The organism is Streptomyces sp. NPDC006259 (assembly GCF_042870975.1).
In the GTDB taxonomy this organism is placed as follows: Bacteria; Actinomycetota; Actinomycetes; order Streptomycetales; family Streptomycetaceae; genus Streptomyces.
Genome location: NZ_JBIAHY010000002.1, coordinates 556,084 through 569,284 on the forward strand (window position 1 = coordinate 556,084; position 13,201 = coordinate 569,284).

Here is a 13,201-nt window from a genome sequence, read left to right on the forward strand (position 1 = left end):
AAACATCCCGGACACTTGTCAATGGTTGTTGCTGTGCGGTTATGTTGGCCCCGCACGGCCGAGAACGTGTGTGCACGTTCCCAAATGATCGATTAAACGGGAGACAATCCATGCCGGAGACCACCCCCAAGGGCCTCACCGGGCTCGCCTTCGGTGGGGACTACAACCCCGAGCAGTGGCCGGAAGACGTCTGGCAGGAGGACGTCCGGCTGATGCGCGAGGCCGGCGTCACCATGGTGAGTGTCGGGATCTTCTCCTGGGCGCTCCTGGAGCCGGCCCCGGGGGTCCACGACTTCGGCTGGCTCGACCGGATCATCGGCCTGCTGCACGAGAACGGCATCCGCGTCGACCTGGCCACGCCCACCGCGGCCCCGCCCGTCTGGTTCTACCGCGAGCACCCGGAGGCGCTGCCCGTCACCGCCGACGGCGTCCGCTACGAGTTCGGCTCCCGCGCGGCGATCTGCCACAGCAACGCCGACTACCGCGCGGCCGCCGCCGGCATCGCCACACGGCTCGCCGAGCGCTACGGCGACCACCCGGCGCTCGCGATGTGGCACGTCCACAACGAGTACGGCGTGCCTGTCTCGGCCTGCTACTGCGACTCCTGCGCCGCCCACTTCCGCCGCTGGCTGGAGACCACCTACGGCACGGTCGACGCGGTGAACGAGGCGTGGGGCACCGCCTTCTGGGGCCAGCGCTACGCGGCCTTCGACGACATCAACCCGCCGCGCACCACCCCGACCGTCGGCAACCCCGGCCAGGCGCTCGACTACCGGCGCTTCGCCGACGCCACGATGCGCGAGAACTTCGTCATGGAGCGCGACATCCTGCACCGCCTCGCGCCCGGTGTCCCGGTCACCACGAACTTCATGACCGCGCTCAGCCAGTGCGACTCGGTCGACTACTGGGCGTGGGGCCGCGAGGTCGACATCGTCACCAACGACCACTACCTGATCACGGACGGCCGCCGCACCCACGTCAACCTGGCGATGGCCGCCGACCTCACCCGCTCCGTCGCCGGCGGCGCCCCCTGGATCCTCCTGGAACACTCCACCTCGGGCGTCAACTGGCAGCCCCGCAACCCGGCCAAGGCCCCCGGTCAGATGGCCCGCAACTCCCTCGGGCACGTGGCCCGCGGCTCCGAGGGCGCCATGTTCTTCCAGTGGCGGCAGTCCCGGCGCGGCGCCGAGAAGTTCCACTCCTCGATGGTCCCGCACGGCGGCACCGGCACGCGCGTGTGGCGCGAGGTCGTCGAACTCGGCGCCTCCCTCGACTCCCTGAACCAGGTCCGGGGCACCCGCACCGAGGCCGACGTCGCCGTCCTGTGGGACTGGCACTCCTGGTGGGCGCAGAACCTCGCCTGGCGCCCCAGCGAGGACCACGACCCGCGCGAGCGCGCCGACACCTTCTACGAGGCCCTCTACGACCGCCACCTCACCGTCGACTTCGCCCACCCCGAGGCCGACCTCTCGCCGTACCCGCTGGTCGTGGTGCCCGCCCTGTACCTGATGACGGAGGCGGCCGGGAACAACCTGAAGGCGTACGTCGAGAACGGCGGCACGCTCGTCGTGTCGTACTTCTCCGGCATCGTCGACGCGTCCGACGCCGTCCACGAGGGCGCCTACCCGGGCGCGCTGCGGGACGTCCTCGGCCTCACCGTCGAGGAGTTCTCCCCGCTGCTCCAGGGCGAGCGGGTCCGGATCACCGGACCCGACGGCTCCGAGCTGAGCGGCGACGTGTGGACGGAGTTCGTCGAGCCGCGCGGCGCCGAGACCGTCTGGACGTACGCCGACGGCCTCACCGCCGGCCGCCCGGCCGTCACCCGGCACCGCCTCGGCGAGGGCACCGCCTGGTACGTCTCCACCCGGCTGGGCGCCGAGGGCCTGGACGCCCTGCTGGGCCGGGCCGCCGAGGACGCCCGCGTCGCCCCGCGCGCCGACCTGCCCCGGGACGTCGAGGTCGTGCGCCGCTCCGGCGAGACCGGCAGCTACCTGTTCGCCATCAACCACACCGCCACCGACGCCAAGGTGCCGCTGGACACGTCCGGCACCGAACTGCTGACGGGCGAACGCGCCGCCGGCCGCCTCGCGGTCCCGGCGGGAGCCGTGCGGGTCGTCCGACTCGACGGCTGAGCCGATCTCCCCCTCCGCCCGTGGAGCCGCGAGCCGCGGGCGGAGGGGGTCCCTCATCCCGAGGGAGACCCATCCCCATCACGTCGAAGGGACGACGGACGAAGATGTTCCATCCCAGACGCACTCTCCGAGCCCTGCTGCTCCCGCTCACCGCGGGGCTCGCGCTCACCGCCCTGCCGGCGCAGACCGCCCAGGCGGCCGCCACGCTCACCAACGCCGGCTTCGAGGCCGACGGCGCCGGGGCGGCCGCCCCCAGCGGCTGGTCCGAGTACGGCGACACCGGCGCCTCGTTCGCCGAGTCCGGCGGGCACGGCGGCAGTTACCGCCTCTCCCACTGGGCGTCCGCCGCCTACAAGGTGGAGACGTACCAGTACCTGTCGGGGCTGACCAACGGCAGCTACAAGCTCACCGCCTGGGTGCGCTCCGGTGGCGGCCAGAAGTCGGCCTACATAGCCTTGAAGAACTGCGGGGGCGCCGAGCAGCGCACCAACCTGCCCGTCTCGGCGAGCGGATGGGTCCGTGTCGTCGTCCCGGTCAACGTGACGAACAACCAGTGCACGATCAGCGTCAACAGTGACGCGAACGCGGGCAACTGGATCAATGTCGACGACCTGACCTTCACGTCCGGCACGACCGGACTGTCGATCAAGGGGGCCGACATCTCCTCCCTCGCCAAGAGCGAGGCCAAGGGCGGTGTCTACAAGTCCGCTTCGGGTGCCACCGGCGACCCGGTCACCATCCTGAAGAACGCCGGCATGAACTACGCCCGCCTGAAGGTGTGGGTCGACCCCGCCGACGGCTACAACAACAAGGCGCGCGTGCTGGCCACGGCCAAGCGCGTCAAGGCCGCCGGCCAGAAGCTCCTGGTCGACTTCCACTACTCGGACACCTGGGCCGACCCGGGCGCCCAGAGCAAGCCGAGGGCCTGGGCGGGCCACTCCTACAGCCAGCTCAAGACGGACGTGTACAACCACACGTACGACGTGCTCAACGCCCTCAAGGCGCAGGGCACCACCGCCGACATGGTCCAGGTGGGCAACGAGATCAACGGCGGCATGCTGTGGAACGAGGGTTCCACCGACAACTGGGGCCAGCTCGCCGGTCTGCTCAACTCCGGCTACAGCGCCGTCAAGGCGGTCAACTCGTCCACCCCGGTCGCCCTGCACCTCGCCAAGGGCGGTGACCTGACCGGGACCCGCTGGTGGTTCGACAGCGCGGTCGCCAACGGCGTGAAGTTCGACGTCATCGGCCTGTCCTACTACGGCTACTGGCACGGCACCCTCGCCGACTTCCAGACCACGCTGGACGACGCGGCCGCGCGCTACGGCAAGCCGGTCTTCGTCGCCGAGACGGCCTACCCGTTCCGCCTCGACAGCGACGACTCGTTCGAGAACATCATCGACCTGTCGAGCGAACTGGTCTCCGGTTACCCGGCGACCCCGGCCGGACAGCTGGCCTGGATGAACGCCGTGGCCGACATCGTGGAGGCCGTGCCCAACGGCCGCGGTCTCGGAGTCTTCTACTGGGAGGCGACCTGGACCGCCGTGAACGGCAACGGCTGGGACCCGGCCGACGCCGCCTCCGGCAACGGCTGGGAGAACCAGGCCCTGTTCGGCTACGACGACCGGGCGCTGTCCTCGATGGCGTGGTTCGGCCACCGCTGACCCGCACCCACCCGACCTCGTGACAGCGGGGGCCCGGCCGCGACCTGGCGGCCGGGCCCCCGCGTTCGCGCCCCCCGCGCTTGAACTGCCTTACGCGGTGCGGATGTTCGATCCCGGCCAACGGTCGTGGAGTGCCGGACACGGTGGTCTCCACTGCGGAACAGTGGGAAGACGCGGTACGAGGGCACCGGCCGAGGGACGGAGGGGACGACCATGCTGAGGACTCCCGTGAACGAACGGCGTCTGCACATCCTCGAGTGGCTGAAGGAACCGGCGCGGCACTTCCCGCCGCAGCGGCGTACGGACCTCGTCGAGGACGGCGTCACCGCGGACACGGTGGCGGCGAAACTGGGCGTGCACCGCAGCGTGGCGGACACCCACCTCGCCCTCCTCGCCGACCTGGGTCTGCTGCGCGCCAAGCGGATCAGGCGCCGCACCCACTACCGGCGCGACGAGATGCGCATCGCCGAAGTAGCCCGCATGTTCGAGAAGGGCTGGTGAGGGCGGCGCGCGGACGGCCCGCCGCCGACGCCCCGCACCCGGCGCGCCATGATCCGGCGTTACCCTGTTGACCAGCCCTGATCACCCCGGGAGCCGAGGCGATCAGGGGGCGAGGCAGGAGACGTACGACGATGACAGCCCCGGAGAGCGGCACCCTCCGCGGCGCCGCCCGGCGGCGGTCCGCCGCGCCGGGACAGCTGCCGGCGGTCGCCGCGGTCGCCGTCGGCGGCGGGCTGGGCGCCGCCGCCCGCTACGGGGCCTCCCTGCGGTGGCCCTCGGCGGCCGACGGGTTCCCCTGGACGACCTTCTGCGTCAACGTCGTCGGCTCGGCCGTGATCGGCGTATTCCTGGTGCTGATCACCGAGGCGCTGACCGTGCACCGGCTCGTGCGCCCCTTCTTCGGCACCGGCGTGCTCGGCGGCTTCACCACCTTCTCGACCTACGCCGTCGACCTCCAGCGCCTGTTCGACACGGGACACCCCGGTACGGCGCTGGCCTACCTGGCCGCGACCCCGCTCGCGGCGCTCACGGCGGTGTGGCTCGCGGCGACCGCGACCCGCCGCGTCCTGATCCGGAGGCGACGATGACGAGGCTCACCGGCAGTGCCCTGCGCGTGACCGTCCTCGTCGGCGAGAACGACACCTGGCACCGAAAACCCCTGTACAGCGAGATCGTGCACCGGGCGCGTGCGGCCGGCCTGGCGGGGGCCAGCGTCTTCCGCGGCATCGAGGGCTTCGGCGCCTCCTCGTTGATCCACACCTCGCGCCTGCTGTCGCTGAGCGAGGACCTCCCGGTCGCCGTCGTGATCGTCGACACCGAGGAACGCGTGCGGGCCTTCCTGCCCCAGCTCGACGAGCTGGTCGCCGAGGGGCTCGTCCTCCTCGACCCGTGCGAGGTCATCAGGTACGTCGGTCGTGACGGGAACCAGAAGGAACCGGACCCGAAGGGTAAGAAGTCGTCGTGAACTGGCTGCTGGTCGTCGCCGGAGGCATGGTCGGCGCGCCCCTGCGGTATCTGACCGACCGTGCGGTGCAGGCCCGGCACGACTCCGTCTTCCCCTGGGGCACCTTCGTCGTCAACGCCGTCGGCTGCGCCGTCCTCGGCCTGGTGACCGGAGCCGCCGCCGCCGGGGCCGCCGACCCCCACCTGCGGCTTCTCCTCGGCACCGGCTTCTGCGGTGCCCTGACCACCTACTCCACCTTCTCCTACGAGACCCTGCGGCTGACCGAGACCGGAGCGGGAGCGCACGCCGTGGCCAACGTCGTCGCCGGCGTGGCGGCGGGTGTCGGGGCCGCCTTCGCGGGGGTGTGGATCGCGCAGACGGTGTGGTCATGACCGGCGAGCACACCTGGGGCTGGTAGGACTGGGCACCGCACCGTCGACCCACCCGCAGAACGGGATCCCATGAGCGCCATCTCCGTCGGTCAGGCCGTCGTCCTCGGAGCCGTCGAGGGAGTGACCGAGTTCCTTCCCGTCTCCTCCACCGGACATCTGAAGATCACCGAGGGCCTGATGGGCATCCCGGTCGACGACGACGCGGTCGTCGGGTTCTCCGCGGTGATCCAGGTCGGCGCGATCGCGGCGGTGCTGGTGTACTTCCGCAAGGACATCGCGCGGATCGTCTCCGCCTGGTTCCGCGGTCTCGGCGACAAGGACGAACGCCACCGCCACGACTACAAGTTCGCGTGGTGGGTGATCTACGCGACGATCCCGATCGTCGTCGTCGGCCTGGCGGCCGCACCGCTCATCGAAGGACCCCTGGCCTCGCTCTGGGTGGTCGCGGGCTCGCTCATCGCCGGCAGCGGGGTGATGTGGGTGGCCGACCGGACGGGCCGCCACAAGCGGGGCGAGGACGACACCTCGTTCAAGGACGCCATGCTCGTCGGCAGCTCCCAGATCCTCGCGCTCCTCTTCCCCGGCTTCTCCCGCTCCGGCGCCACCATGTCGACGGCGCTGATGCTGGACCTGGACCGGGTCGCCGCCACCCGCCTCTCCTTCTTCCTCGGCATCCCGGCCCTCACCGGCGCCGGCCTGTACGAGCTGAAGGACGCCCTGGGCACCGGAGCCGGGGCGGCGCCGCTGGTCGTCGGCACGGCCGTGTCCTTCGTGGTCGCCTACGCCTCCATCGCCTGGCTGCTGAAGTACGTCGCCAGGCACTCGTTCAACGCGTTCGTGATCTACCGGATCGTGGTGGGAGTGCTGCTGCTCGCTCTGCTGGCCGGGGGAGTCCTCGACAGCTGACCCCTCCGGAGGGCGGCCGACGTTCCAGCGGCGGGCGAGCGGGGCGGGCGACGGGGCCGGCACCGGAGCGGGAGAAGCCGGGCGGCCGACGGGGCGGGCGACGGGGCGGCCGACACCCGGGCGGCGACCGCAAGCCCACATTCACGACGAGCACCTCGGTGAATGCTTCCTTTCGGCCGCCTTGACAGCGCTCGCGGCCACCCGGAGTATCACTTCCGTGAACCTGTCAGACAGCCAGACAGGTGGTCCGGCACCCCGTCGCGTCAGCGCGATGGAAGCGGTGCTCGCCCACCTCCGCGGCGCCATCGAGCGCGGCCACCACGCCATCGGGGACAAGCTTCCCTCCGAGGCCGAGCTGTGCCGCACCCTCGAGGTCTCCCGGCCCGTCCTGCGGGAGGCGCTGCGCGCCCTCCAGACCATGGGCCTGACGGTCTCCCGCACCGGCAAGGGCACCTTCGTCGTGGCCAACACCGTCGAGGACCCCACCTTCGGCGACTACGCGGCCAGCGATCTGCTCGAGGTGCGCCGCCACATCGAGATCCCGGTCGCCGGGTACGCGGCCGCGCGCCGTACCCCGGAGAACCTGGACCACCTGGCCCACCTCCTCGACCGGATGGAACGGGAGACCGACACCACCGCGTGGGTCGCGATGGACACCCTCTTCCATCTCACCGTCGCCGAGGCCGCCCAGAACCCGGTCTTCCGACGCGTCATCGAGGAGATCCGGGACGCACTGGCGCGTCAGTCGGCGTTCCTCAACGAACTGGGCGGACGGCGGGAGCAGTCCAACCGCGAACACCGGGCCATCGTCGAGGCGCTGATCGACGGCTCCGCCTCCGACGCGGTGGAGGCCATGAGCCACCACCTCGACCGCGTCGAGACGACCCTCACCGACATCGTGCGCCCCCCGCGCACGAACCCCCCGCCCGAAGGCGGACCCGAGCGTTGATCCGACAGCGCCTCCGAGACGGCACGCGCTCACCGGCCGGCACACCGTCCGCGCCGCCGGCACACCGTCCGCGCCGCCGGCCCGCCGTCCGCGCCGCCCCGCGCACCCCGTCCAAGGCCGACGCGTGAACCCGCCGCCGGCCCCCGCCCACTCACCAGTGACCAGGCCATGATGTACAGCAGCCTCCTCGCCGACGCCCCCGCGATCCGCGAACCCCTTCACGCCCCCGTCGCCCACCTCGTCCGGGGCGGGGTGACCGAGGGCGTCCACCACGGCTCCGTCGTCGTCCTCGGCCCCGACGGCGAGGTCGACTTCCAGCTCGGCGACATCGAGGTCGCCTTCTACCCGCGCTCCGCGCTCAAGCCCGTGCAGGCCGTCGCCATGCTGCGCGCCGGGCTCCCCCTCGACGGCGAACTGCTCTCGCTCGCCGCCGCCAGCCACTCCGGCGAGGAGCGACACCTCGCCGGCACCCGGCGCATCCTCGAACTGGCCGGCGTCACCGAGGACGACCTGCGCAACGTCACGGACCTGCCGTACGACCCCGTCGTCCGGGACACCTGGACACGGGACGGCCGCCTGCCCTCCCGCCTCGCCCAGAACTGCTCCGGCAAGCACGCGGCCATGCTGTACACCTGCAAGCTCAACGGCTGGTCCCTCGACGGCTACCTCGACCCCGGGCACCCTCTCCAGCAGGTGATCGCCGAGATCGTCGAGGACCTCACCGGGCAGCGGATCGCTCGGGTCACCGTCGACGGGTGCGGAGCGCCGCTGTTCGCCGTCTCCCTCAACGGGCTGGCGCGTGCCGCCGCCCGCATCACCACCGCCGCGCCCGGCACCCCCGAGGCGCGGGTGGCGGACGCGATGCGCGAGCACGCCGAGATGGCCTCCGGCTCCGGCCGGGACGTCGCCGCCCTGATGCGGACCGTCCCCGGTCTGCTCGCCAAGGACGGCTTCGAGGGCGTCGAGGTCTGCGCGCTCCCCGACGGCCGTGCCGTCGCCGTCAAGATATCCGACGGCGCGAACCGGGCCCGCGTCCCGGTCACCGCGGCCGCCCTCGTCCGCGCCGGCGTGGACCCCGCCCTCCTGAAGCCGTTCGCGGGCGAGATCCTCCTGGGCGGCGGCGAACCCGTCGGCAGCGTCCGCACGGTACGCGCCCTGGACGCGGTCGCCCAGCCCGCCCGGTGATCCCGAGGCCCGTCGACCGGGTCGCCCTCGAGGCGACCGGCGGCGGTGTCACCGTCACCCTGCCCGCAGGACGGCGACCGGCGTGGCCGACGCCCCCGCGAACACGGTGCGAGCCGTCGCCGAGCCGGCTTCGGCGTCCGCGCGGGTGGTCGGATGGCAGGTCCGAGGCGCGGTAGCTCCAGCCCTGACCCGGTCGGGTGGGCCGTCCGCCGGGTGGTCGGAAGGCAGTTCCGAGGCGCGGTAGCTCCAGTCCCGACCTCATGGGGTCGGCCGTCCGCGCGGGTGGTCGGATGGCAGGTCCGAGGCGCGGCAGTTCCAGCCCTGACCCGGTCGGGTGGGCCGTCCGCCGGGTGGTCGGATGGCAGGTCCGAGGCGCGGTAGCTCCAGCCCTCACAGCCCCGACCCCGGCGGGCCGGCCGTCCCGCATCCCTCGTGGGTCGGTCACCCACCCGCACGCGGCCTGCCCGCACCGCCCTCGCCGAGCGCCGCGTGACCGGCAGTTCCGCCCACCGGGAAGTGCTGCGCGCCGGTGCCGAGAACTCGGTCGGCCCGATCACTGCCCTGAGCCCGCACCTGGGTCCACGGCGGCCACGGACATCGGCGATGAGCTGCTCGGCAGCGGTCGCGGCCTCCCCGCACCCGTGCCGGAGCAGGACCTGACGCCCGCCGACCGGCTCGCCGTGACCGCGAGCACGGCGCGGAGCGGTTTCAGCGGCCCGCACCGCACCGGCGCGCCCCGAGGTCGTCGCCGGCGACGGCGAGCCCTCGCCCGTCCCGTCCCCGCTCCGCCCCCAGCGCCGGGAACGGCCCGGAGGCACAATGGCGATCATGACAACCACGTCGTCCCTCACCTTCCAGCCGGTCCTGGAACGCATCGCCGAGGAGATGGCCCGCACCCCCGGCCGCGGCCGGCCCGCCGACTACATCCCCGCGCTCGCCGCCCGTGACGCCCGCAGCTTCGGCATGGCCGTGGCCGAGCTGGACGGCACGGTGTACGGAGTGGGGGACTGGCGTGAGCCGTTCTCGGCACAGTCCATCACCAAGGTCTTCACCCTCGCCCTCGACCTGGCCCGCGAGGGCGACGAACTCTGGGAGCACGTCGGCCGGGAGCCCTCCGGCAACCCCTTCAACTCGCTGGTCCAGCTGGAGTACGAGAACGGCATCCCCCGCAACCCGTTCATCAACGCGGGCGCGCTGGTCGTCACCGACCGCCTCCAGACCCGTACCGGGGACGCGGCGGGCGAACTGCGGGACTTCCTGCGGGCCGAGAGCGGCAGCGAGGCGCTCGACTTCGACCTGGAGATCGCCGCCTCGGAGTCCGCGCACGGCGACCGCAACGCCGCCCTCGCCCACTTCATGGCGTCCTACGGCAACATCGACAACCCGGTACCGGCCCTGCTGGACCAGTACTTCCGCCAGTGCTCCCTCACCGCCTCCTGCGCCGATCTCGCGCTGGCCACCGGCTTCCTCGCCCGGCACGGGGTCCGCGCCGACGGCACCCGCCTGCTCAGCCGGAGCCAGGCCAAGCAGGTCAACGCCGTGATGCTGACCTGCGGCACGTACGACGCGGCCGGTGACTTCGCCTACCGCGTGGGCCTGCCCGGCAAGAGCGGTGTCGGTGGCGGCATCATCGCCGTCGTGCCGGGTCGCTGCACGCTGTGTGTGTGGAGTCCGGGCCTCGACGAGCGCGGCAACTCGGTGGCGGGCGTCGCCGCCCTGGACCGCTTCACGACGCTGACCGGGCTGTCGGTGTTCTGAGCGGCCGCCTCATCGACGGCTGCCTCCACACCCGGATCACCGTCGGTCGGCTGCCGTGGCTGCCACGGCCGCCCGTCGGTCATCTCCCCCGACCTCCGGGACGGCGGCGGCCCACGAGCCGCAGGAGCAGGGCGACGCCGACGCCGCCCAGTACGGCGGCACCCGCGATGGCGGCCGCGTCCGACCAGGGGGACCCGTCGTCGTCCACGGCGAGCGTGGTGGTGGCGACCACGGACGTCCCCTCCGGTCCCGGCCTCGGTCCCGGACTGAGCCCCGGTGCCGGTCCCGGTCGCGGCTTCGGCGGCGTCCGCAGGGCGTCCAGCGAGCCCACGGGGTCGACCCGTCCGGCGGCCCCGAACCCCCAGTCGAGCAGCTCGCGCGCCTCCTCGTAGACGCGCAGGCCGCCGCCGGCCTGGGGGTTGAGCACCGTCACGAGGAGGGTGCGGTCGCCCCGCCGGGCGGCGGCCACGAGGGTGTTGCCGGCGTTGCTGGTGTAGCCGTTCTTGATGCCGATCAGCCCCGGATACGGCGCCACCCCGTTGGTCCCGCTGAGCAGCCGGTTGGTGTTGACGATGCCGTACGTCCCCCCGTCGCGGGCCGGGAACCGGGCCTCGACGGTGGCGCAGTACCGGGCGAAGTCCGGGTTGCGCAGCCCCGCCCGCCCGAACACCGCGAGGTCGTACGCGGAGGACACCTGGCCGGGAGCGTCGTACCCGTCCGGGGAGAGCACATGGGTGTCGAGGGCACCCAGGGAACGGGCTGTGGCCTGCATCCGGGCGGCCGTGGTGCGCCAGCCGCCGTTCAGCGCGGCCAGTACGTGCACCGCGTCGTTGCCCGAGTTCAGGAACACCCCGCGCCACAGGTCGGAGACCTGGTACGACCGTCCCTCGACGACTCCCACGAGGCTGCTGCCGGCTCCGATCCCGGACAGCTCCTCCTCGGTGACCCGGTGCCGGATGTCGCCGGGCAGGACGGGCAGCACCGTGAGGGCGAACAGGGTCTTGAGGGTGCTGGCGGGAGGCAGTCTGCGGTGCGCGTTCGACGCGGCGAGCACCTCGCCGGTGTCCGCGTCGGCGACCAGCCACGACAGCGCGGAGACGTCGGGGACGCCGGGCGCTCCGGGGCGTGGCCGGACCTGCGTACCGGAGCGGTACAGCAGGGCGGGCCGCGGTGCCGTCGCGCGCGCTCCGCCCGCCGGAGCGGGGTCCGCCCCGGCGGGGGCGGCGGGCGCCGCGGGCCCGAGGACCAGGACGCCGGCCGCACAGAGCGCGCAGGCCGACGAGGCGGCCCGGGAAGAGAATCCGATGATCATATGATCAACGTAAGAATGAACCGGGCCTTAGCGGCGCTGCCCGTGCCGCGCATCGGGGCGCGTGCACCCGGATGCCGCACGCCGGGTCTCCGGAAGCGCCTGGACAAGAGGTCACGGGCCGCGGTGAAGGCGGCGGCGCCGGTGAGACCTGTCCCGCCGATCAGTGAGCGGCCCGGCGGCCCGGTGACTCCCGGCGGAGGGCATGGGCGGGGCCGGTGCGACGACAGCGCGTGAGCTGACAGGCGGGCGGGGATCAGCCGGTCGGGAGGGTCGGCTGGACACGGCGGATGAACGTCGCGTTGTCGGGGGTGGCGCGCATCCGCTCCAGGAGCGTTTCCAGGTTCGCCTGGCCGTCGCGCGTCCGGAGGGCGCGGCGAAGGCCGCGGGCGGCGCTCAACTCGCCGGGCGAGAGGAGCAGTTCCTCGCGGCGGGTGCCGGAGGTGTTGATGTCGACGGCCGGGAACACGCGGCGCGAGGCCGGTTCGCGGTCGAGGCGCAGCTCCATGTTGCCGGTGCCCTTCAGCTCCTCGAAGTAGAACTCGTCGGCGCGGGAGCCGGTTTCGACCAGCGCGCTGGCGAGGATGGTGAGCGAGCCGCCCTCCTCGGCGGTCCGCGCGGCGCCGAAGAAGCGCTTGGGGCCGATGAGCGCGGAGGCGTCGACGCCACCGCTGAGGGTGCGCCCTCCTGAGGCGGCCGCGTTGTTGTGGGCCCGGCACAGCCGGGTCAGGGAGTCCAGCAGGATCACCACGTCCTCGCCCGCCTCGACGAGCCGCTTGGCCCGTTCCACGACCAGGTCGGCGAGGGCGATGTGCTGCCTGGGCGCCTGGTCGAAGGTGGAGGCGTAGACCTCGCCGCGCACCGAGCGCCGCATGTCGGTGACCTCCTCGGGGCGTTCGTCGAGCAGGAGAACCATCAGCCGGGCCTCCGGGTGGTTCCCGGCGACGGCGGCGGCGAGCTGCTGGATGAGGACGGTCTTGCCGGTCTTGGGCGGCGCCACGATCAGCCCCCGCTGGCCCTTGCCGACGGGCGCGAGCAGGTCGACGAGCCGTCCGGCGAGCCCGGCCGCGGGGTGTTCGAGGCGGAGCCGCTCGTGCGGGTGCAGGGGCGTCAGGTCTCGGAAGTGGCGCCGGCCGCGCAGGGCGTCGGGCGTGCGTGCGTTGACGCGCGCCACGTCGGTCAGGTTGCGCCGGCCATCACGCGCTCCCTCGACGAAGTCGCCCTTGCGCAGGCCGTGTCGGCGGATCAGCGCGGGGCTGACCTGGACGTCGTCGGGGGCGGGCAGACAGTTCTCGGCGCGCAGGTGCCCCCTCCCGTTGCCGTCGATGTCGAGGACACCGGTGACGAGCTGGGCCGGGGAGTGCTGCCGGACAGGGGGGTGTTCGAGTGTGGTGGTCATGGTGATCGGTCCTTTCGAGGACGGAAGGCATGAGGCATGCGAAGGAAGGGGGAGGATCCGCGA

General features: G+C 72.8%; 12 protein-coding genes. 10 read left to right on the plus strand and 2 right to left on the minus strand.

Features of this window, described 5'->3' with window-relative positions; all coding sequences use genetic code 11:
* Positions 1-110: 110 nt before the first annotated feature.
* The 10 genes from ACFYO5_RS08465 to ACFYO5_RS08510 all read left to right on the plus strand — a co-directional run bounded on the left by ACFYO5_RS08465 (position 111) and on the right by ACFYO5_RS08510 (position 10,430).
* On the plus strand, positions 111-2,132 hold the full coding sequence (locus ACFYO5_RS08465; protein WP_388705739.1) for a beta-galactosidase: 2,022 nt from the start codon (positions 111-113) through the stop codon (positions 2,130-2,132).
* Positions 2,133-2,236: 104 nt separating this feature from the next.
* The gene (locus ACFYO5_RS08470) at positions 2,237-3,796 is read left to right on the plus strand and encodes an arabinogalactan endo-beta-1,4-galactanase (RefSeq protein ID WP_388705741.1); all 1,560 of its coding nucleotides are present in this window, start codon (positions 2,237-2,239) and stop codon (positions 3,794-3,796) included.
* A gap of 213 nt (positions 3,797-4,009) precedes the next feature.
* Positions 4,010-4,297, plus strand: a complete 288-nt coding sequence (locus ACFYO5_RS08475; protein WP_356563994.1) for an ArsR family transcriptional regulator — start codon at positions 4,010-4,012, stop codon at positions 4,295-4,297.
* Positions 4,298-4,428: 131 nt separating this feature from the next.
* The gene (gene crcB / locus ACFYO5_RS08480) at positions 4,429-4,884 is read left to right on the plus strand and encodes a fluoride efflux transporter CrcB (protein ID WP_388705745.1); all 456 of its coding nucleotides are present in this window, start codon (positions 4,429-4,431) and stop codon (positions 4,882-4,884) included.
* The gene (locus tag ACFYO5_RS08485; RefSeq protein ID WP_356563998.1) at positions 4,881-5,261 is read left to right on the plus strand and encodes a DUF190 domain-containing protein; all 381 of its coding nucleotides are present in this window, start codon (positions 4,881-4,883) and stop codon (positions 5,259-5,261) included. Before crcB (ACFYO5_RS08480) ends, ACFYO5_RS08485 begins: the two co-directional genes overlap by 4 nt.
* The gene (gene crcB / locus ACFYO5_RS08490; protein WP_388705748.1) at positions 5,258-5,632 is read left to right on the plus strand and encodes a fluoride efflux transporter CrcB; all 375 of its coding nucleotides are present in this window, start codon (positions 5,258-5,260) and stop codon (positions 5,630-5,632) included. The genes ACFYO5_RS08485 and crcB (ACFYO5_RS08490) overlap by 4 nt, the downstream gene beginning before the upstream one ends.
* 69 nt (positions 5,633-5,701) lie before the next feature.
* Positions 5,702-6,538 carry an undecaprenyl-diphosphate phosphatase gene (locus ACFYO5_RS08495; RefSeq protein WP_388705750.1) on the plus strand — a complete coding sequence of 279 codons (837 nt, stop codon included), beginning with the start codon at positions 5,702-5,704 and terminating at the stop codon, positions 6,536-6,538.
* Between the two features lie 271 nt (positions 6,539-6,809).
* A complete protein-coding gene (locus ACFYO5_RS08500) occupies positions 6,810-7,487 on the plus strand; it encodes a FadR/GntR family transcriptional regulator (RefSeq protein ID WP_356564003.1) in 678 nt (225 codons plus the stop codon).
* 171 nt (positions 7,488-7,658) lie between these two features.
* Complete coding sequence (locus tag ACFYO5_RS08505) at positions 7,659-8,672, plus strand: asparaginase (protein WP_388707146.1); 1,014 nt, start codon at positions 7,659-7,661, stop codon at positions 8,670-8,672.
* 819 nt (positions 8,673-9,491) lie between these two features.
* Positions 9,492-10,430: a glutaminase gene (locus ACFYO5_RS08510; RefSeq protein WP_356564007.1), complete on the plus strand. Its 939-nt coding sequence runs from the start codon at positions 9,492-9,494 to the stop codon at positions 10,428-10,430.
* Positions 10,431-10,509: 79 nt separating this feature from the next.
* Here the strand turns inward: ACFYO5_RS08510 and ACFYO5_RS08515 are convergent, their stop codons facing one another.
* On the minus strand, positions 10,510-11,742 hold the full coding sequence (locus tag ACFYO5_RS08515) for a D-alanyl-D-alanine carboxypeptidase family protein (RefSeq protein ID WP_388705753.1): 1,233 nt from the start codon (positions 11,740-11,742) through the stop codon (positions 10,510-10,512).
* A 253-nt stretch (positions 11,743-11,995) separates the two neighbouring features.
* Positions 11,996-13,138, minus strand: a complete 1,143-nt coding sequence (rho, locus tag ACFYO5_RS08520; protein WP_388705755.1) for a transcription termination factor Rho — start codon at positions 13,136-13,138, stop codon at positions 11,996-11,998.
* Positions 13,139-13,201: the final 63 nt, after the last annotated feature.